Below are 18,431 nucleotides of genomic sequence, written 5' to 3' on the forward strand. Positions count from 1 at the left end.
GCATGGCGCCCGGGGCCTTCACGACGAATTTTTCCGTAGATGCTTAGGCAGCGGCGACCATATATGGATAGCCGATCTCCTTCATTCCCTGCGCGGCCACCAATCCCTACTATCGGCGTGACCCACACGGAGAACGCCCATGAAGGATCTTCTCGACTGGATCACCGCCATCGGCGTGGTCTTGCTGGTCTACGCGGCGCTACGCTATCCGCTCTACCCGCCGCGCGATGCGAGCGGCAGCCGCTGCGAATGCGACCGTCAGGAGTGACAGACCAGGCCATCGCCCAGCTGGCTCGCCTCGTAGGCGATATCTCCGGCACGCCGCTCGCGCGCGGCGGCGAAGGCACCATCGAGCTTCCAATGGCGCACCGCGCGATCGATCCATGCGGCCGATTGCGGATCGTCGAGGCGAATCGCCAGCTGCGCGCGATCGTTATCCGGTGCCACTTGCGCATCGAGCTTTCGATAGAAGCGCCATTCCGGCAAGGCCAAGAGCCTCGACACCACCAACTGGTCTTCCGCCAGCGCCTGGCATTCGCCTGCCATGAACGCGGCGATGGCGCGGATCGACGATGGGTAGACCCTGAGTATCGCGCCGACGCTGTGCGTCAGCGTATGGGCATATGGGCTGCCCTGCCCCACGCAGACTTCGCGCCGATTCAGGTCGTTCGGATGACGGTAGGCGCTGCCTTGCAGCACGAGAAAGGCGCCGGTGCCTCCGGTATATGCGGTCCGAACGTTCGGCGCACCGGCCTCCATCGCGCCGGCCACCACCATATCCACGCCTGGCAAGCTGCGGCCAGGCGCGACTGGGGTTGCCACTGAGGTCGCCACAACACGCAGGCGCACCCGCAGCCGGTCGGCGATGTAGCGCGCAAGCGATATGTCGAACGCATCGGGTTCCGGTGGCGTGGGCCGGTTCGGCGGCGATGGACGCGCGTACTGCCGCACGGCGACCACCAGCTCGCCGCTCTGCTTCACGGCATCGAGCAAGGGCCCGCGCCGCAACGCTGCCCAGTCAGGCTCTCGCTGCAAATGCCGTAACCCGTCTTGCGCTGCGGGGGGCAAGCGCTCGGGCACGTTCGGCATGCGCTCGAGCCAGCGCGGCGCGGTCACGGCCACCAGCAGAACAGCCGCCAGCACGAGCCAGGCCGCCAGCCAGAAGCCGTGAACCGGGCGCGGCGCCGCGCGTGCGGGCGCCAGCGGCAGGTCGGGCGCGACCTCAGCCATTGAGCGTCAGCCCCTTGCGCCACCGCGTCAGCCGCCGCTCAACCATCGCCAGGCCATAGCTGAGGACCAGCCCCAGCAGCGCCAAAAGCAGGATGCCCGCGTACATCGTCGGAATCTGGAACACCTCCTGGGCGTTGAGCGTCAAGAACCCGAGCCCCGAGTGCGCGCCGATCATTTCGGCCGCCACCAGCGCCGTGATGCAATACGTGCCTGCGAGCCGCACTCCGGTGAAGATCGACGGCGACGCCGCCGGTAGCACCACCTTGCGGAACACAAACAGGCGCGATGCCCCCATCGAGCGTGCCGAGTCGATCAGCAGTCGGTCCACCTGCTTGACGCCACCGATGGTGCTCAGTAGCACCGGCCAGAACGACGCCCAGAAGATGATCGCCACCTTCGACATCTCGCCGATGCCCAGGAACAGGATGAACACCGGGAACAGCGCGAACGCGGACGTCTGCCGGAACAACTGCAGGATCGGATCGACGATGGCCTCGAACCGACTGAACCAGCCCATCAGCAGGCCCAGCACCACACCCAGCGCAATGGCCGACAGCAATCCCCATAGCGAGCGCTGCAAGCTCGCGGTCAGGTGCTTCCATAGCGCCCCGCTGCTCACCAGTTGCCAGATCGTCGCCAGCACCTGCGATGGCGGGCTCAGATAGGCTTCGCTGACGATGCCAAGCCGTGGCACAAGCTCCCACAGCAATAGAAAACCGATGATGCCCAGTACGCCGAGCGCGCGTTCCGTCGTCTTGCCGTTCATGATGCAACCCTGGCGATAGCGGGTTCGGCCGTGGCACGTTCGCCAGGATTGGCGGTGGCGCCAAGCGGGCGCGGCACCGTGGCCGGATTGGTGAATTGCACTTCATCCTTGAGCACGTCCCACGCCTTCTGGCGCAGCCTGACGAACGCCTCCGAGTTGCGCAACTCGGCCGCGCGCGGACGCGCGAGTGGCACGTCGAGGATGGCCTTGACCGTACCCGGTCGGCGCGTCATGACGGCGATCCGGTCCGACAGGAAGATCGCCTCGTCGATGCTGTGCGTGATGAAGACAATGGTCTTGCGCGTCTGCTCCCAGATGCGCAGCAGCTCGCCCTGCAAGATCTCGCGCGTCTGCGCATCCAGCGCGGCGAACGGTTCATCCATCAGTAGCACTTCCGGCTTGTACGCCAGCGAGCGCGCAATCGCCACGCGCTGTTTCATGCCACCCGAGATCTCATGCGGGAAACGCTGGCCGAAGCCTTCGAGTCCGACCAGCTCGAGGTATTCGCCGGCAATGCGGCGGCGCTCGGCGCGCGCCACGCCACGAATCTCGAGCCCGACCTCGATGTTCTCGAGCACCGTGCGCCAGGGGAACAGCGCATAGCCCTGGAACACCACGCCCTGCGCCGGATTGATGCCCTGCAGCGGCTTGCCATCGATGGCGATGTCGCCACCGGTACGCGCCGTCAGGCCGGCAAGGATGCTCAGGAACGTCGATTTTCCGCAGCCGGAAGGCCCGAGGATGGAGATGAATTCGCCATCGCGGATCTGCAGGTCGAAGTCCTTGAGGACGGCAACGTTCTCGCTGCGTCCCGCCTCGTTGCGCACGGCGTAGTCCATGCGCACGCCACGGGCATCGATCTTGTGCCTCATGATGGGGTCACGCCTTCGCGGGCGCTTGCCCGGCGTACGGATTGAAGGCGTTGGTGTAGATATCCTTCGCCGCGACCTTGCCCTTGGCCAGCTTGCCCTCGGCTTCCAGCACGTCGATGTAGTACTGGATCGGCGGCTCGGTGACCACGAGGTTGTCGACATACGCGTAACGGTCCACGAATTCGAGCTGCAGGTTGATGCGCTTGGACACCAGCTGGCGCGCGTCCTCGGGATTCGCATTGACCCAGTTGGCGGCCTTGGCCAGCGCCGTCACCACGTCGCGCACCGATTCCGGATGCTCGCGGATGAACTTGCCGTGGGCGCTATAGGGCTGCATGCCGCCGAGGCCGCCGTCGAGGTCGAAGTCGCTCCACAGCCGCACGAGCATGTCGGCATGGTCGGCGCGCCCCGAGAACGGGGCATGGATGATGGCCATGTCGGTGTTGCCGGTGGCCAGCGTCTGCTCGGCCTGGTCGTCCGGAATCACGACGAAGTTGATCTTGTTGACGTCCACGCCCTTCTGGCGCAGGAAGGTCTTGGTGACGAACTCCGCGCAGGCGCCGAAGCTGTTGATGCCGATGGTCTTTCCCTCGAGGTCCTTCGGCGCCTGGATACCCGAGGCCTTGCGCACGAAGTACTTCATGTGCGGCGCGTTCTCGAGCGTCTTGTTGCCGGCGGCCACCACCTTGATATCGGAGCCGCTCGCCACGGCGGAGATCACCAGCGGCACCATGCGCGAGCCGAAATCGATCTCGCCGGTCCCCACCAGCGGAATGATCTGCGGCGCTGCCACCTTGCCGATGTAGTTGGGCCGCGTGTTGGTGCCCTCGAAGTACCCGAGCTGGTCGGCCAGGTAGACGAGGTCGAACGTGGGATTGTCCGGATAGCGGAAGCTGACCTTGTCGCCTGCCTTGCTGACGACAGCCGGGGCCCCGGCAGCGGCCTTGGGGGTGGCGGCCTTGTCGTCGCGCGAGCAAGCGGCCAGCAGCGCGCCCGCGCCACTGACTACGGCCAGCGAAGCGAGTTGTTTGAGGGCAATGCGGCGCGAATTGGATGCACTGGGTGCATTGAGCGCATGGGCCACGCGGGGCGACGAAGACATGATGATCCCTATCTGAATGGGTTGCGGTTCGACTGCCAGTATCAGAAAGGGACGCGCCGCGCACAACGAAGTCTTTCAACTATCGATACGCACCGCACCACGCCGCGATGTGCGGGCGCTTCACGCCAGTTCGCCGTAGCCGCGCAACCGTGCCTCCTGCGCCATGGCAGCGATCGGGAAATAGTCCGCGGCCGTGGAGCGCACGACATCCTCCATGCGCAGCCGCGAGCGCAGGCCGGGGTCTTCGCGCAGCACTTCGCGCATGGACTCCCTGACCCGCCCCACCAGCGACGAGCCCGCGCGCCGTGACGCGATGAAGGGCAGCCCGGGCACCGCACGCGTGAAGCCGATCTGCCGCAGGCCGGCCACCAGATGAGGGTAATACTCGGCCGCAAACGCCAGCGTGACGCAATCGATGGCCGCCACGTCAGCCTCGCCGCTTTCCACCGCGGCCAGTGAACCCAGATGCGAGCCCGTCCTGACAATATCCGCAAAGAACCGCCCGCCAGCAGCCAACGGCGCCACCGCATGGCGCAGCGCATTCATGCCACTGTGCGAATCGGGGCCGTTGCATGCCGCGCGGGTGCCGCGACAGGCCTCCAGCGTGGCGGGGCCGTCGGCCGCGCGCACCACGATGGCGCTGCGGTATGTCTTGCGGTGACATCCCGGCACGGTGAACCGGGGCGTACCGATCAACCGGACATGCTGCGCGAGCCCGTTCACCAGCGGATAGCCGCAGGTTTGCGACAGCAGCATATCGTCACGCCGCCAGAACGCATGGAGCGCATCGGGGCCATCGCCCGGGTCCACGGCACTCAGGATGACCGATGCGCGCTCGCGCGCCAGCGCCTGACCAACCCGGTTGATCAGCGCAAGCCAGTCGTCGCGCAATGACGCCGACACGTTGTACATGGGTAGCGCGGCTACCCACCGTTCAGGCTTCGCCATAGGGATGTGTCACCTCTGAACGCCGCGCGGACGGCTTGTGGAACAGCGGATGCACAACGGGTGCCACGGCGCGCCATGTGTACCGGATCAGCCATTCCCCGTACCCACGCACGAAGAATCCGTCGTTGCGCGCCAGATAGTCGTGCGCGCGGCGGCGGTAGACCCAGGCCAGCGCAAACCACGGCACCGACGGCAAGTCATGATGGACGAGGTGATAGTTGTTGTTCAGGAACAGCAGACGCCATCCCAGCCCCGCATCATTGATGACGCTGCGCGCCGCGTGGGAATCGCTGGCGCGATGTTCGTGGAACGAGCGGACCGAAGCCAGTGACAGCGCCGGATAGCCGACACCGGCCAGCACCAGCCACACCGGCATGCCGCACGACGTCTGCAGCCACGCCAGCAGGCATCCCAGAGCGCTCAGGTGCGCGAGCCATGCGGGCGCGTCGCGCCAGTCGCCGGCGCGGATCCTGCCCAGTGCATCGGCTGTGATCGCATGGATCGAAAAGGCCGGCTGCAGCAGGACTCGCCCCGCCATCGTGTTGCGCGCGGCGTAGAGCCACCGCAGCGCGGGGCTGGCCGCGTACCAGTCCCGGGCATAGAGGAAGTAGCTCTCGGGGTCCGCGCCGGGGTCCGTCAATTCGGCGGCGTGATGTTGCAGATGCGCGCGGCGGTACAGGCTGTATGGCAGCCAGAAGCCGAGCGGCGCAGTACCCAGCAGCGCATTGAGCCACGGCAGGCGCGTCGGATGCCCATGCAGCAGTTCATGTTGCAGCGACAGGTACCACGTGGTGCAAAGCGTGAGCAGCACGCAGGCCAGCGGCAGGCCGAGGCGCGTGGCATTGTCCGCCACGCCAAACCACGCCGCATAGACGGAGACGATCAGCAGCCACGTGGGCAATTCGGTTCGCCACAGCCAGTGACGGGCGGTACGCGCCAGTTCCGCGCGTTGTCGGTCATCGAGATAAGTTGCCATCGGCGCCGTCGATGCTGTGAAAACGAAGCCGCAGGATACGGGCGACGGGACGTACGCGGGAACGAACGATTGTCGATAACGTTATGCGCACCCCGCTTACGCCGCACCTGGCGCACCGAAACACCAGCAGTCAGCGACACACCGGGGCATATGCGATGACGGCATATGCGCATGAGGATTTGCCGCTTCGCCCGCGTCAACCGCGTCCATACAATGGCCGGACGCAGCTTCCACTGCACCATTCACGGACAAGATAAAGGGAAGACCGATGAACATCAGGAAAGGGGTCAAACTGCTGGCGGCACTGCTGACGCTCGGCGTCGTGCACGCAGCCGGAGCGGTCGACGCGGACAAGAAGGAGATCCGCTTCGGCGCCACGGCCGGCCCATACGCCGACCAGGTGCGCTACGGCATCAAGCCGATCCTGGAGCAGCGCGGCTACAAGGTGACCATCATCGAGTTCAGCGACTATGTGCAGGCGAACCTCGCGCTGGCGGATGGCGCCATCGACGCCAACGCGTTCCAGCATGTGGTGTACCTCAAGAAGTTCTCTGCTGACCGCAAGCTGCAGCTGTCCGAGCTGGTCCAGGTGCCCACTGCGCCGATTGGCATCTACAGCCGCAGGCACAAGGCGCTGACCGAAGTGAAGCAGGACGCCACGGTATCGCTGCCGAACGATCCGACCAACCTCGCGCGGGCCATCGCCATCCTGCAGCAGATTGGCTGGATCACGCTCAAGCCGGGCACCGACGCCGTGCGTGCGTCCGAGCGCGATATCGACGGCAATCCGCACAAGCTCAAGCTGATCCAGCTGGAAGCCGCGCAGCTTCCGCGTTCGCTGGACGACGTGGACTACGCGTTCGTCAACGGCAACTTCGCGCTGGCTGCGGGGCTGAAGCTCACGTCGGCGCTGGCGCTCGAGAAGATCCCCGACTACTACATGAATCTGGTGGCCGTGCGCACCGACGACCTGAACAGGCCGTTCGTCACCGACATCCGCGACGCCTACCGTTCCACCGCGTTCAAGTCCGTCACGCAGCAACGCTTTTCCGGCTTCGTTCCACCCGCCTATCAACGCTGATCACAATAAGACAGGAAGCATCCATGCAACGACACAACCTCATGCGGCTGATTGCCGCCTCCACGTTTGCCGCGCTCGGCGCCGGCATGGCCCTATCCTCCAGCGCCGCGGACCAGACCATCCGCCTGGGCACCATGAGTGGCCCGGACGCGCAGATATGGGAAGTGGTGAGGGGTGTGGCCAAACGCAAGGGACTCGACATCAAGATCGTCGAGTTCAACGACTATGCCCAGCCTAACGCGGCGCTCGACGCGGGCGACCTCGATGCCAACGGGTTCCAGCACCAGCCGTTCCTCGACAGTCAGATCGAGGCGCGTCACTACAAGATCGCCAACGTCGGCCTGACCTATGTGGCGCCGATGGGCTTCTACTCGCGCAAGCTGAAATCGCTGAAGGACCTGCCGGAAGGCGCCAAGGTCGGCATACAGAACGATCCGTCGAACGGCAATCGTGCGCTGCGCCTGCTGCAGGCACAGGGCGTGCTCACGCTGAAGCCCGGCGCGGGCGTGAACGGCAAGAACGCCACGCCACTCGATATCGCGTCGAACCCGAAGAAGCTCAAGATCGTGGAACTCGACTCCGCCATCCTGCCGCGCTCGCTGGACGACCTGGCCGCCGCGTCGGTCAACACGGACTACGCGGTCAAGGCCGGCCTGCAACCGACCCGCGACGCGATTGCCATCGAAGACCTCAAGGGCCCCTACGCCAACCTGATCGCCGTGCGCGAGCAGGACCGCAACAAGCCATGGGTCAAGGACCTGGTGGCGTCCTACCAGTCGCAGGAAGTCCGCGATTTCCTTGCCACGCAGTTCAAAGGATCGATCCTGCCGGCATTCTGAGCGCATAGGTTCTTTGCTACGCCCTTCGGGCAGTGTCGGCCTCCGCGGCGTGTTGATGGAAGCCCGGAGCCCGACTCAATACATGCCTGCCGCCTTCAATGTATCGATGGTCATGTGTGCGCCGAGGACAACCAGAACAGCGCCCATGATCCAGCGCTGAACCAGCAGGAATCTCGGGCGACTGGAGAGGAACGTCGCCATGCTGCCGGAACATACCGCCACAAACGCATTGACCGAAGCGAACGCGACAATCAACGACGAACCGAGCGTGAGTGACTGCCTGAGAACACTGCCATCGTGGTAGTTGATGAACTGCGGCAGGAGCGACAGAAAGATCATCGCGAGCTTGGGATTCAACAGACTGGTCGCCGCCCCCATGGCGAAGAGCCGGCGTGGCCGTTCGCGGGGCAGATCGCGCACCTCCAGGGGAGAACGGCCACCAGGCCTCACAACCTGCCAGGCCAGATAGAACAGATACATGGCCCCCGCCGCGCCCAGCACGCTGCCTGCATAAGGCACGCTCAGGAAAAACGCCGTGATGCCGAACGCTGCCCCCAACATGTAGAAGAGGTATCCGAGCATGACGCCTGCAAGCGATATCAGCCCGGCAGTGCGTCCTTGAGCAATCGAGCGCGACATCACGTAGACCATGTTCGGTCCCGGCGTAATCGCAAGCATTCCGCCAACCGCCAGAAATCCGTAGATCGATACCGTCCCTTGCATTCTCGCGAGCTCCCCCGCAGTGGTCATTGGCTGCAAGTATCGGATCGATGAATACTCAGGTAAAACGGATTAAACTGAATTCATTACTCAGCTTTTCTGACCAACATGAAGAAGCTCGATCTGGATGTGCTTGAGATGGTAGTGGCCGTCGCCGATACAGGATCGTTCGCTCGGGGCGCGGAGTCCGTGCATCGGTCGCCGTCGGCGGTGAGCATGCAGATCAAGGCGCTTGAGGATGCACTGGGAAAACCACTTTTCGTGCGAAGCACCCGTCACGTAGCGATTACCGCGGAAGGCAAGACGCTGCTGGACTATGGCCGTCAGATGCTCGCGCTGCGGGAGGAAGCATGGGCGTCGGTGGTTCGCCCGGAGATAAAGGGCCGCGTCACCATCGGCGTTCCTGACGACTACGCGTCATCGTTGCTGCCACAGGTGCTGGGCAAGTTCGCGGTTGCGCATCCGCGTGTGGAGATTCGGGTGATCGGCCTGCCCAGCAGCGCGCTCGTTCCATTGCTCAAGGACAACACGCTCGACCTCGCCTGCATCACGAAAACCAGGGGCGTTGCGAGCGAATTCATCCGGTATGAGCCGATGGTATGGGCCGGGTCGGCCGCAAGAAAAGTGTGGAAGGATCGCCCGCTTCCCATCGCCGTTTTCGCACAGGGCAGTACGGCACGTGCCCATGCCATCAGTGCGCTGCAGCGGGAAAATATCAAGTATCGGATGTCCTACGAAAGCCCGAGTCTGATGGGCCTTGTCAGCATGGTCGAAGCCGGGCTCGCCATAGCGCCCCTCGCCAGATGCAGCGTACCTGCGCACCTTGTGCAGATATCCGAGAACGAAGGGTTGCCACCCCTGGATGAACTCGAAGTCGTCCTTGCCCGCAGTGCCCGGTCCGGTCGGCCGCCTTGCGACTTCCTCGCCGAGCAGATCCTGGCTGAAATGCGGGCGTAGACCCGTTGCCCGATGGCCGGGAATCGATCAGATGTCGCGCGTACGCGGGATGACGACGGCCTGGCCGTGCAGTTTGCCGTCCGCGTCGAGCATTTGCCACAGCGTGGCTTCCTCGATCATGAAACGCTGGCCTGACTTGGTGATGCGCACGCCCTTGTAGCCCGCCTCGTAGCCGAGCCGCTGTACGCGCGCGAGGAACTGCTGCCGCTCCTCGCGGTTCGGCGCCTCGGCCGAGAGCCGCGACGGCAATCGGGTGATTTCTTCCCAGCTGTATCCAAAGCGGCGCTGGGCCGCCTTGTTGCCGTAAATAAAGACCGGGTCGGGATCCGTGTTGTGCGCGAGTACTGCGAACGGGGCGCTTTCATAGAGCCATTCGGTCGCTTCGGCGACGGACATGGCCTGCGGCACAAGCGGGCGACCCAGCAACCGGGCGTAGCTGTCGGCAAGAAGCTGGTAAAAAGCTGGATCGCGGTGGAGCGGGATTGTTTGAGGCATCTCGAGGGAAATCGTGGGTATGTGCGAGGGCGGAGGCGCACACGATACAACATCCGCGACCGAATCCTGGCGTCCCGCCGTGGCGAGAGGTTGGCGATGGATCGGGCCCAACAACCTAACCAGCGGCTCCGGTCGCACCACCCGGCGAAAGCATGTCGATCAGGGCTTGCATATAGCCCCGCACGAACTGGTCGGCACGCAGGCTGATGACCGCCATCGATTGCGGGAAGATGCTGTCGGTCTCGATCGTCGCCAGGTCGGTGTCCCGGTCGGGCTCCAGCGCCATCTGCTGGAGTACGGCAACGCCCAGGCCCGCTGCAACATAGGCCTTGATGACGTTGGCATCGGTGGCCCTGACCACGACGCGCGGGGAGAGTCCATGACGCTCGAACTCGCGCAGCACCACCCAGCCTGAATTGAAGCGCTCGTCATACGCCACCAGCGGGTATTGCGCGATGTCCTTGATGGTGACTTTCTTCAGCCGCAACAGAGGATGACCGCGCGGAACTATCAGGCAGCGGCGAATCGGATAGGCATCGAGCGTGACGATGCCCTCGGGCGGGCTTTCCGGCAGCGTGGAAATGCCAAGGTCCACGGCGCCTTCGCTGACCCATCGCAGGATTTCCGTGGGCGTGCCCTGCGCCAGTTCCAGATCGACCTCCGGAAAGGCAGATCGGAACCGCTTGATGACGTCGAGCAGCGCATACCGGGCATGGATGTGCGTGGTGCCGATACGCAGCGTTCCACTGTTCACCGTCTGGGTCGTACGCGCGAGGCTCGCCAACGCGCGCGCGTCGTTCAGGACGCGCCTGCCCAGCGCCGCCGCCTCCTGCCCCGCATCGGTCAGGCCCACCAGCCGGTTGCCGCGACGCACGAACAGTTCGATGCCGATCTCGTTCTCGAGCGCGCGGATCAGCTTGCTGACCGCAGGCTGCGTCGTGTGCAGGGCTTCCGCCGCGCCGGAAACGCTCAGCTTGCTGTCGATCACGGCCTGCAGGCAGCGTAGTTGTTGTAGCGTCATATCATGCCATTTTTGTAATGATTGTCTCCGAACATGTCATTTTACAGAATGGTTTGGCCGACCCAGAATGACTGCTATCCCCTTTCGACGACAGAAGGCATCAGCCATGACAAGCAGTGTGTTCGACCAGGCCCTCCAGCAGCACATGTGGAGCACGGACGAGATGCGCGCCGTGTTCTCCGAAGAGAACCGGGTGCAGAAGTGGCTGGACTTCGAGGCGGCGCTGGCGCTGGAGCAGGGCGAACTGGAGATCATCCCAAGGGCCGCCGCACAGGAAATTGCCGCGCGGGCGCGGGTCGAGCACTTCGACCTCGCCCAGCTTGCCATCGAGGTTCGCCGCGTCAAACACCCGCTGGTGCCGGCGGTGCGCGCCCTGCAGCGACAGTGTGGCGACGAAGCCGGGGAGTTCGTGCATTTCGGCCCGACGTCCCAGGACGTGTACGACACCGGCATGATGTTGCAGGTCCGGGAGGCGCACCGCATCCTGACGCGAGACCTGGCTGCGGTGGCGCGAGTCCTGTATCGGCTGGCCGACGTGCACAAGCACACCCCGATGGCCGGTCGCACCCATTCGGTACAGGCCTTGCCCATCACCTTTGGCCATAAATGCGCGATCTGGCTGGCGGAACTTGGCCGACACAATGAACGATTACTCGCGCTGGAGGCGCGCACCTTTGTCGGCCAGATGGTTGGAGCCGTTGGCACCAAGGCGTCATTCGGCCCGCACGCCATCGCGCTGGAAGATCGGGTCATGGCGCGCCTGGGATTGAATGTGGCGGAGATCAGCTGGCAGCCCGCGCGGGACCGGCTTGGCGAGTATGTCGGGGTGCTGGGACTGCTTGGCGCGACGCTCGGCAAGATCGCCAACGAGATCATGAACCTGGAGTCCGACGAGGTCGGTGAAGTGGCTGAGCCCTTCAGCGAAGGCAAGGTGGGCTCATCCACCATGCCCCACAAGCGGAACCCCGCGGTGGTGGAGACGGTCGTCACGCTGAGTCGCGCCATCCGCTACAGCGTGGCGATGATGCACGATGCCCAGATGGCCGAGCACGAGCGCGATGTGGCCGCTGTGCGGATGGAGTGGAAAGCGGTTCCCGAGGCCTGCATGATGACGGCGGCCATGCTGGAAATGATGCATCAGGCCCTGTCCGGCCTGACAGTGAACACTGGCAGGATGCGGGCCAACCTGGACTTGCTCGGTGGCTTCCTGATGTCGGAGCGGGTGATGTTCGCGCTCGCCGAGAAAGTCGGCAAGCAAAGTGCGCATGAGCTGGTCTACGCCGCGGCCATGCAAGGGATGGAAGCTGGCATCACCTTCGAGCAGGCGCTGTTGCGCGACCCCGCAGTCCGCAACGCACTGGACCCCTCATCGCTTAGGCAGCTCCTGGACCCATCCACTTATGTCGGCATGGCGCCAACCATCGTCGAAGCAGTCCTCGACAGAATTCGCGCAAGCGGCTGGCTCGACTGAGCGCAACATCCTCAACCATAAATAGACGGAGACCATGCAATGTTCCAAGCCACAAGATTTCAAGCCGCGAAGCAACTGGGAAGACTCTTCGCCATGACTCTGCTATGTGCAGTTGCCGTGGGGGCGCATGGTGCCCAAGCGGACACCTATCCAAACAAGCCTGTTCGTGTGATCGTGCCGTATGCCGTGGGCGGCGGCGGGGATATCGTCGGGCGGCCGCTGGCTCAGTATCTTTCACAGCGCACCGGGCAGCGTTTCATCATGGATAACCACGGCGGCGCCAACGGCAATATCGGCATGGACATGGTGGCGAAGGCGCCCAACGATGGCTACACCCTGGTACTGGCGCTGACGGCGCAACTTGCCGTCAACCAGAGCCTGTATCGCAACCTGCCCTACGACCCGGTCAAGGATTTCGAGCCCGTGTCCCTGCTGGCTTCGGCGCCTTACTTCCTGGTGGTGCACCCATCCGTGCCAGCGCGCAATCTGGCCGAGTTCATCAAGCTGGCCAAGGCCAATCCGGGCAAGTACACGTATGGATCGTCAGGGAATGGCAGTGGCCCGCACCTGTCGATGGAGTTGCTGAAATCGAAGGCCGGCATCGACCTTGTGCACGTTCCCTTCAAGGGTGCCGGGCCGGCAATGCCCGCGCTGCTGGCCGGGCAGGTGAGCGCCATGTTTGCCAGCTACGGGCTCGCGGCGCAGCAGATCAAGGCAGGCAAGCTGCGGGTGTTGGCCGTATCGACCGCCAATCGCGCAGTGTCGATGCCTGACGTCCCCACTGTCGCCGAATCCGGCGTGCCCGGCTACGACTCCAATGTGTGGTACGCGCTGCTGGCGCCTCGGGGCACGCCAAAACCGATCGTTGCGCGCCTGAGCAGCGAGATTGCCACCCTGGTCAAGAGTTCGGATCTGCGCCAGCGCTTTCTTACCGACGGCATCGTGCCGGTGGGTTCGACACCGGAGGAACTCGGTGCCTATATCAAGTCGGAGAGCACCAAGTGGGACGCCGTGGTGAAGCAGTCGGGCGCAACGATCGACTGATCTGAAGGCAAGCACCGTGAATCGCGGCTCGTGCTGCAGTGGCTCAAACGGCAGCGCTCCCCGCGTCGGCGCCAGATGCCAGCAGCACATCGGCGCAGGACCACGAGCTATGCAGGAATGTCGCGCGCCACCTCGGTCAACTTGCCGGAATTGATCTCGTAGAAGAAGCCGTAGAGCTTGACGCTCTTTGGCACGGCCGGGCTGGCGCGAAGCAGTTTGACGTCGTGTTTGATCGACTCTTCGAAATGCGAAATGGCGAGGCTATCGTGGTCGAACATCGTCGAGATGTCGGCGTGATGATGATCATGGAACTCGTCGATGAGGGTTTCGGCCTTGAAAGCCGTCGCGCCACAGAAGGAGTGATGCACCACAACGACATTCTGAACTTTGAAGAGATAGTCCATGGTCGCAACCGATTGCAGAGCCGAAAGGGCACGGCCGCCTGCGTTCGACACGGCAAACAGCGTCCGCGTATTGCCGATCCGGTTGCCAGCTTCGTCGAGAATGTTCTCGCCCGGGTAGACCTCATCCCCGAAATAGTCGGCAACAGCCTGCGGGATTTCGGACGCCCGGGGGTCGAAGCAGTGGATCACGATGGTCTTCATCGGGATGAACTGACTGAATCCCTGGAAGTTGGACCGATCGAACCAGGCCGGGTCAAACCAAGGTTGTGCCCTGAATTCGAATTCGCTGTACTTCGTCATTTCCTTGCTCCACTTGTTCGGTGTTTGACTGGTTGAAGGCAGCGTTTCCGGGACGCTGCATTCACTACCGAGTGTAAGTTCGACGAGTGACGGCGCAAATGACATTGCGTCCTCGATTTCCGCCAAGAAGCCAGCGACACAGGGCAGTGTCGATGCCTATCGCTGCCCAACGCTGAACCGGCGACGATACTCGCCCGGTGTCAGGCCGGTGACTCTGTGGAAGACCTTTCGGAAAGCGCTCGGATCGCCGTAGCCAACTTCCCACGCGATCGCATCAATCGCCAGATGTCCGAACTGCAGCATCTCGCACGCCCTGCCCACCCGCACTCGCTGGCAATAATCGATCGGCGTCAGGCCCGTCGCCTTCCGAAAGCGACGTAGCAGGGTTCGTTCCTCCAGCCCCGCACGCAAGGCCAGCGAGGCAAGCGACATATCCTTCGCGCCGGCCGCCTGTAGCCAGTGCTGGACCTTTAGCACCGCAGGATCACCATGCGTCAGATTGGGGGACAAGACGCTGTAATAGCGCTGCTCGCGGCCCGGCGGATCGACGAGGAAAAAGCGGGCGGTATCACACATCACCGTGGGGCCGAGGAAGCGATCCACAAGCTTCAGGCCGAGATCCGTCCAGGCCATCATTCCGCCGGCGCTCATGATGTCGCCGTCATCGATGAGCAAGCGGTCGACATCGAGCAGCGCTCCGGGGAATCGCCGGCGGAAGTAGTCAGCGAGCGCCCAGTGGGTGGTAACGGCGCGGCCTGTCAGCAACCCGGTTTCTCCGAGAAGGAAAGCGCCCCCGCATACGGAGGCGAGCGTTGTCCCCGCACGATGGTGGCCCGTCAGCCACCCGATAAAGGGTGCTGCCTCCTCGGGCGGCAGAGGGTCACCCAGGCAGGGTGGCAACAGCAGGACCGCCGGAGAGCCATCTTGATCGCTGGCAACGTGGGTGTCCCGAACGGGTACCCCCTTCAGGTCGCATTGCCGCCACTGGGTGATATCCAGAGTTACGGCATCTTGCCCTCCCCGACGCGCGGCAAAGCCATTGGCGACGGCGAACAGATCGATCAGACCGTACACAGCGGCGAGCTGCGCGCCTGGAAACAGGACGATACCGATCTCGATTATTCGCTGCGGTGGCATGGCTTGATCAACTGCACGCTTGTGCTCTGAAAGACGGGGACAGTTCGCGCCGCGATGGCTTGTACCCCGCGAGAGGCTGCCTGATGACGGCGACACTCTAACTCGTCGAGTGGCTAGCGGAAATGACATTGACCACCGCAAACTCTGCCACGGGCTAGTGCCCATGGCAGATCGGAGCGCGGTAGAGGAACTGATGCTTGAGGAGGGGCGCCGTGTTTGGCGCCACCGCGATCCAGATCCCCATCACAACCAGGAAGATCGCTATCGCGGTCGCGAGCCTTTTGCCTTGCGGCAGCATTTTCTCCGCGAACATGAAGACGGTCAGCAATGCCATCCACGAGAAGCTCATGACGCCGACGGCGAACATCACCGCCATCAGGGCCCAACAGCATCCAACGCAGACCAGCCCATGCCGGAAGCCCATGACAACCGCCCCGCCATTGCCCTCCCTCCAGTAGCGCGAGAAGAAGGAGAGCGGGGAACGGCAGCCAGTCAGGCAAGCGTGCTTGAGCGTCGAGAACTGGTAGAGACCCGCAAGCACCAGTGTCGATCCGGCCAGATACCGTCCCGCCCGGCTCCAGGAGACCCAATCCAGACCGGCCGAGCGAACGGCCGAGTCCAGCGCATAGGCGAGCAGCCCGTAAGCAATCCAGGCGATGCCATAGCCGGCGATGAAGGATTGGATCCAGCGCTGGCGCTCGCCAGGGGTCTTGCCGCGACCCTTGAGCAGAATGCCGAACGCCGCGACATAGTTAAGCTCGGACGGCAGCATCATGGCGGTGAGCATGACGATCCAGCCGATCAGGAATACCGGCAGATCATGCAGCGGCGTTCCCGGCCCATGGTCCATGCCGCCCATCCAGACCAGCATGGCGAGCCAGGCGGCGGCGCTGAGCCCGACGATGGCGATCGTCCAGCCCGGCGCCGCCGAGCCTCGCCCGAGCGAAATGATCGCCGAGCGCGAAGCAGCGAGGACGGCTCTCATGATTGTTCAGGCCCGTGCCAGTCGAACGGAATATGCTTGCTCGCCTGGCCGGCCGGGATGTTCTGCTCGAAGCCAAATGCCGTCCAGCGGCCACCCGTGCCTTTGCCCCAAGTCACCGGCGCGTCGGTCGGACCCACCTCGCTACCCGGGGGATTGAAGCTCTGGAGAAGCTTCGATTTGTCGGACGTCGGTCCGTACATCGGCGTCCCGCTTGCGTCGACGCGGTCGTCGACCTTCACGCTCCAGCGCTCCAGATCGCTGTCGATTTCAACCGTGATATCCGCGAACTCCATGCCGTTGACCTGGCGGACGCGCGCCGGCACAAATTGGGCCATCCAGCTTCCAGCCTTGCCGGTGAAGATGTTGATCAGCGCCTCCCGCTGGGCATCATCCGTCCTGGCATCGAAGAAGAATCCGCAGTCGAGTTTCGCTTCACCCCAAAGATTGCCGTCAAAGCCGGCGAGCAGAACAACGTAGAGGCCCGTCATCGGCGTACCGCCATAGTGGCCCGCGTTGATCCGGTAGGCCCAGAGCACTTCACAATGATTGTTCGTAGGCGCCTGGGCGAAGGTGCATGGACAGGGTGAGTTGCACGAACAGACGTCGAACCACTCGCCCGCGATATGCCAGTCAGGGATGCCACTTTCCATGGCGGTTTGCTCGGTCATTGGATACTCCATACGCTTTGAACAGATCTCGAAATTGCGCAGGCATCATCCGGCACGAGCGATCGCCCGCCAACTGGCGATATCGACATAATCAGTGGCGATTCCGACATTGCGTTCTGGCAGACCGGCCAGGCAGTATTCCTTCCGCCACACGGGACCGCCATCTAATCAGCGTGGTCGGGGAGCACGAGTCCTATCGTCAAGCATTGACGCCGGAGATTGGCAGAAAACGAGGTGACATTGTCATTGCGGCCATGCGGCGACGGCTCATAAGCTTCGGGTAAAGCCCGCCAGCCTGTCGCTCCGGGCCGTTTCGTCGTGGTGCCTGCCCGCCGCCACTCCCAGGCGCGATAGCAGTGCCGGCGGCGTCACTGCACACCGGGAGCCGTGTCAACGATGTCTAAAACTGCCAGATCGGGCGGGCAAGCGCCGCGCAAGATTGTCATCGTCGCTTACGACGGTGCCAAGCTGATGGACATATCCGGTCCGCTGCAGGCCTTCAGCGACGCTTGCTTCGAGGATGGTCGTCCTGCCTATCAGGTCATTCTGGCCTCCGAGTTCGGCGGCTCCGTTTCCACCGATACTGGCGTGAAACTGGAAACGGTACGCCTCGATGAGGCGGTGATCGCTTCCGTCGACACACTGCTCGTTGCGGGTGGCGACCTCATCATGCCCGCCGCCGCGACCGCATCGCTGCGAGCCACGCTGGTGAACTATCTCGACCGGCCGCGTCGGCTCGGCTCCATCTGCACCGGAGCATTCGTCCTCGCCCAGCTCGGCGTCCTGGATGGCCGCGAGGCAACGACGCACTGGTCCGCCTGCAGCCGGCTCGAGCGCCAGCATCCGACCATAAACATCAAGCCCGACGCGATTTTCGTCACCTCTGGCCATATCTGGACATCGGCCGGCGTCTCAGCCGGAATCGACATGGCGCTGGCAATGATCGAGGACGATCTGGACCATTTGGCGGCGCTCACTGTGGCGCGCGGGATGGTTCTGTTTCTGAAGCGACCAGGTGGCCAGTCGCAGTTCAGCGTCGAGCTGCGCCAGCAAATGCGTGACGCGCGCGGTCGGTTCGACGACCTTCATGACTGGATCCGAGCCAATCTCGAAGCGGACTTGTCGGTTCCGGCACTGGCGGAAGCGGCTCGGATGAGCCCGCGCAACTTCGCTCGCGTCTATCTTCGCGAGATGGGGGAAAGCCCTGCACGGGCGATTGAGAAGCTCCGCACGGAGGCGGCCCGACGCCTTCTCGAATCGGCACACGATGCGATCCAGGTGGTCGCGCGTCGGACCGGTTTTGGCGACGACGAACGCATGCGCCGTGCATTCGTAAAGGCCTATGGTGTGTCTCCGCAGGATTATCGTCGCCGCTTCGGGCATTCGCAGGCTTGACGCACATTGCGCCAGAGATT

At 63.6% G+C, this 18,431-nt stretch carries 21 protein-coding genes; 8 read left to right on the forward strand and 13 right to left on the reverse strand.

Features of this window, described 5'->3' with window-relative positions:
* Positions 1–139 precede the first annotated feature (139 nt).
* Positions 140–268, forward strand: coding sequence for a hypothetical protein (locus AC1DOX_RS08820; RefSeq protein WP_441616514.1), 129 nt, complete (start codon positions 140–142; stop codon positions 266–268).
* Here the strand turns inward: AC1DOX_RS08820 and AC1DOX_RS08825 are convergent.
* From AC1DOX_RS08825 to AC1DOX_RS08850, 6 genes are all read right to left on the reverse strand, one after another.
* A complete protein-coding gene (locus tag AC1DOX_RS08825; protein WP_441616512.1) occupies positions 259–1,230 on the reverse strand; it encodes a type 2 periplasmic-binding domain-containing protein in 972 nt (323 codons plus the stop codon). The genes AC1DOX_RS08820 and AC1DOX_RS08825 overlap by 10 nt on opposite strands.
* The gene (locus AC1DOX_RS08830) at positions 1,223–1,996 is read right to left on the reverse strand and encodes an ABC transporter permease (RefSeq protein ID WP_441616511.1); all 774 of its coding nucleotides are present in this window, start codon (positions 1,994–1,996) and stop codon (positions 1,223–1,225) included. Before AC1DOX_RS08830 ends, AC1DOX_RS08825 begins: the two co-directional genes overlap by 8 nt.
* Complete coding sequence (locus AC1DOX_RS08835) at positions 1,993–2,868, reverse strand: ABC transporter ATP-binding protein (protein WP_441616509.1); 876 nt, start codon at positions 2,866–2,868, stop codon at positions 1,993–1,995. Before AC1DOX_RS08835 ends, AC1DOX_RS08830 begins: the two co-directional genes overlap by 4 nt.
* A gap of 7 nt (positions 2,869–2,875) precedes the next feature.
* Complete coding sequence (locus AC1DOX_RS08840; RefSeq protein WP_441616507.1) at positions 2,876–3,970, reverse strand: ABC transporter substrate-binding protein; 1,095 nt, start codon at positions 3,968–3,970, stop codon at positions 2,876–2,878.
* A 120-nt stretch (positions 3,971–4,090) separates the two neighbouring features.
* On the reverse strand, positions 4,091–4,918 hold the full coding sequence (locus AC1DOX_RS08845; protein ID WP_441616505.1) for a phosphate/phosphite/phosphonate ABC transporter substrate-binding protein: 828 nt from the start codon (positions 4,916–4,918) through the stop codon (positions 4,091–4,093).
* A complete protein-coding gene (locus AC1DOX_RS08850) occupies positions 4,905–5,894 on the reverse strand; it encodes a fatty acid desaturase (RefSeq protein WP_441616503.1) in 990 nt (329 codons plus the stop codon). Before AC1DOX_RS08850 ends, AC1DOX_RS08845 begins: the two co-directional genes overlap by 14 nt.
* Positions 5,895–6,162: 268 nt before the next feature.
* On the opposite strand from AC1DOX_RS08850, the gene AC1DOX_RS08855 reads away from it, so the two are divergent.
* On the forward strand, positions 6,163–6,975 hold the full coding sequence (locus AC1DOX_RS08855) for a MetQ/NlpA family ABC transporter substrate-binding protein (RefSeq protein ID WP_441616501.1): 813 nt from the start codon (positions 6,163–6,165) through the stop codon (positions 6,973–6,975).
* Positions 6,976–7,061: 86 nt separating this feature from the next.
* A complete protein-coding gene (locus AC1DOX_RS08860) occupies positions 7,062–7,814 on the forward strand; it encodes a MetQ/NlpA family ABC transporter substrate-binding protein (RefSeq protein ID WP_441616899.1) in 753 nt (250 codons plus the stop codon).
* A gap of 75 nt (positions 7,815–7,889) precedes the next feature.
* Here the strand turns inward: AC1DOX_RS08860 and AC1DOX_RS08865 are convergent, their stop codons facing one another.
* Positions 7,890–8,537 carry a LysE family translocator gene (locus AC1DOX_RS08865; protein WP_441616499.1) on the reverse strand — a complete coding sequence of 216 codons (648 nt, stop codon included), beginning with the start codon at positions 8,535–8,537 and terminating at the stop codon, positions 7,890–7,892.
* A 105-nt stretch (positions 8,538–8,642) separates the two neighbouring features.
* On the opposite strand from AC1DOX_RS08865, the gene AC1DOX_RS08870 reads away from it, so the two are divergent.
* Positions 8,643–9,491: a LysR substrate-binding domain-containing protein gene (locus AC1DOX_RS08870; protein WP_441616497.1), complete on the forward strand. Its 849-nt coding sequence runs from the start codon at positions 8,643–8,645 to the stop codon at positions 9,489–9,491.
* A 27-nt stretch (positions 9,492–9,518) separates the two neighbouring features.
* On the opposite strand, the gene AC1DOX_RS08875 is transcribed toward AC1DOX_RS08870, so the two are convergent.
* Together AC1DOX_RS08875 and AC1DOX_RS08880 are read right to left on the reverse strand one after the other, a co-directional pair.
* Entirely contained in the window at positions 9,519–9,986 is a 468-nt protein-coding gene (locus AC1DOX_RS08875; protein ID WP_441616495.1) for an MEKHLA domain-containing protein, read from the reverse strand.
* Positions 9,987–10,101: 115 nt separating this feature from the next.
* Positions 10,102–11,007, reverse strand: coding sequence for a LysR substrate-binding domain-containing protein (locus tag AC1DOX_RS08880; protein ID WP_441616493.1), 906 nt, complete (start codon positions 11,005–11,007; stop codon positions 10,102–10,104).
* 106 nt (positions 11,008–11,113) lie between these two features.
* Here AC1DOX_RS08880 and purB point away from each other — a divergent pair, with 106 nt between their 5' ends.
* Complete coding sequence (purB, locus tag AC1DOX_RS08885; protein ID WP_477101259.1) at positions 11,114–12,478, forward strand: adenylosuccinate lyase; 1,365 nt, start codon at positions 11,114–11,116, stop codon at positions 12,476–12,478.
* Positions 12,479–12,571: 93 nt separating this feature from the next.
* Positions 12,572–13,522 (forward strand): Bug family tripartite tricarboxylate transporter substrate binding protein, encoded by a 951-nt coding sequence (locus tag AC1DOX_RS08890; RefSeq protein WP_441616489.1) that lies wholly within the window; start codon positions 12,572–12,574, stop codon positions 13,520–13,522.
* Between the two features lie 107 nt (positions 13,523–13,629).
* Here the strand turns inward: AC1DOX_RS08890 and AC1DOX_RS08895 are convergent, their stop codons facing one another.
* Positions 13,630–14,226, reverse strand: a complete 597-nt coding sequence (locus tag AC1DOX_RS08895) for a carbonic anhydrase (protein WP_441616487.1) — start codon at positions 14,224–14,226, stop codon at positions 13,630–13,632.
* Between the two features lie 156 nt (positions 14,227–14,382).
* Positions 14,383–15,126, reverse strand: a complete 744-nt coding sequence (locus tag AC1DOX_RS08900; protein WP_441616897.1) for a GlxA family transcriptional regulator — start codon at positions 15,124–15,126, stop codon at positions 14,383–14,385.
* Between the two features lie 24 nt (positions 15,127–15,150).
* On the opposite strand from AC1DOX_RS08900, the gene AC1DOX_RS08905 reads away from it, so the two are divergent.
* Complete coding sequence (locus AC1DOX_RS08905) at positions 15,151–15,393, forward strand: hypothetical protein (protein WP_441616926.1); 243 nt, start codon at positions 15,151–15,153, stop codon at positions 15,391–15,393.
* A gap of 124 nt (positions 15,394–15,517) precedes the next feature.
* Here AC1DOX_RS08905 and AC1DOX_RS08910 read toward each other — a convergent pair whose 3' ends face one another.
* Together AC1DOX_RS08910 and AC1DOX_RS08915 are read right to left on the reverse strand one after the other, a co-directional pair.
* The gene (locus AC1DOX_RS08910) at positions 15,518–16,348 is read right to left on the reverse strand and encodes a DUF2182 domain-containing protein (protein WP_441616485.1); all 831 of its coding nucleotides are present in this window, start codon (positions 16,346–16,348) and stop codon (positions 15,518–15,520) included.
* A complete protein-coding gene (locus tag AC1DOX_RS08915) occupies positions 16,345–17,016 on the reverse strand; it encodes a DUF1326 domain-containing protein (RefSeq protein WP_441616483.1) in 672 nt (223 codons plus the stop codon). The genes AC1DOX_RS08910 and AC1DOX_RS08915 overlap by 4 nt, the downstream gene beginning before the upstream one ends.
* A gap of 396 nt (positions 17,017–17,412) precedes the next feature.
* Here AC1DOX_RS08915 and AC1DOX_RS08920 point away from each other — a divergent pair, with 396 nt between their 5' ends.
* Positions 17,413–18,411, forward strand: a complete 999-nt coding sequence (locus AC1DOX_RS08920; RefSeq protein WP_441616481.1) for a GlxA family transcriptional regulator — start codon at positions 17,413–17,415, stop codon at positions 18,409–18,411.
* The last annotated feature ends 20 nt before the right edge of the window (positions 18,412–18,431 follow it).

The sequence above is a fragment of the Cupriavidus sp. 01L415 genome, from assembly GCF_056400065.1.

Bases quoted from the DNA above. Each gene is read 5' to 3' on its own strand.
- AC1DOX_RS08820 (WP_441616514.1), top strand. From the start codon at position 140: ATGAAGGATCTTCTCGACTGGATCACCGCCATCGGCGTGGTCTTGCTG.
- AC1DOX_RS08870 (WP_441616497.1), top strand. From the start codon at position 8,643: ATGAAGAAGCTCGATCTGGATGTGCTTGAGATGGTAGTGGCCGTCGCC.
- AC1DOX_RS08845 (WP_441616505.1), bottom strand. From the start codon at position 4,918: ATGGCGAAGCCTGAACGGTGGGTAGCCGCGCTACCCATGTACAACGTG.
- AC1DOX_RS08880 (WP_441616493.1), bottom strand. From the start codon at position 11,007: ATGACGCTACAACAACTACGCTGCCTGCAGGCCGTGATCGACAGCAAG.
- AC1DOX_RS08915 (WP_441616483.1), bottom strand. From the start codon at position 17,016: ATGACCGAGCAAACCGCCATGGAAAGTGGCATCCCTGACTGGCATATC.
- purB (WP_477101259.1), top strand. From the start codon at position 11,114: ATGACAAGCAGTGTGTTCGACCAGGCCCTCCAGCAGCACATGTGGAGC.
- AC1DOX_RS08830 (WP_441616511.1), bottom strand. From the start codon at position 1,996: ATGAACGGCAAGACGACGGAACGCGCGCTCGGCGTACTGGGCATCATC.
- AC1DOX_RS08890 (WP_441616489.1), top strand. From the start codon at position 12,572: ATGACTCTGCTATGTGCAGTTGCCGTGGGGGCGCATGGTGCCCAAGCG.
- AC1DOX_RS08840 (WP_441616507.1), bottom strand. From the start codon at position 3,970: ATGTCTTCGTCGCCCCGCGTGGCCCATGCGCTCAATGCACCCAGTGCA.
- AC1DOX_RS08850 (WP_441616503.1), bottom strand. From the start codon at position 5,894: ATGGCAACTTATCTCGATGACCGACAACGCGCGGAACTGGCGCGTACC.
- AC1DOX_RS08920 (WP_441616481.1), top strand. From the start codon at position 17,413: ATGTCTAAAACTGCCAGATCGGGCGGGCAAGCGCCGCGCAAGATTGTC.
- AC1DOX_RS08910 (WP_441616485.1), bottom strand. From the start codon at position 16,348: ATGAGAGCCGTCCTCGCTGCTTCGCGCTCGGCGATCATTTCGCTCGGG.
- AC1DOX_RS08825 (WP_441616512.1), bottom strand. From the start codon at position 1,230: ATGGCTGAGGTCGCGCCCGACCTGCCGCTGGCGCCCGCACGCGCGGCG.
- AC1DOX_RS08835 (WP_441616509.1), bottom strand. From the start codon at position 2,868: ATGAGGCACAAGATCGATGCCCGTGGCGTGCGCATGGACTACGCCGTG.
- AC1DOX_RS08855 (WP_441616501.1), top strand. From the start codon at position 6,163: ATGAACATCAGGAAAGGGGTCAAACTGCTGGCGGCACTGCTGACGCTC.
- AC1DOX_RS08875 (WP_441616495.1), bottom strand. From the start codon at position 9,986: ATGCCTCAAACAATCCCGCTCCACCGCGATCCAGCTTTTTACCAGCTT.
- AC1DOX_RS08860 (WP_441616899.1), top strand. From the start codon at position 7,062: ATGGCCCTATCCTCCAGCGCCGCGGACCAGACCATCCGCCTGGGCACC.
- AC1DOX_RS08895 (WP_441616487.1), bottom strand. From the start codon at position 14,226: ATGACGAAGTACAGCGAATTCGAATTCAGGGCACAACCTTGGTTTGAC.
- AC1DOX_RS08865 (WP_441616499.1), bottom strand. From the start codon at position 8,537: ATGCAAGGGACGGTATCGATCTACGGATTTCTGGCGGTTGGCGGAATG.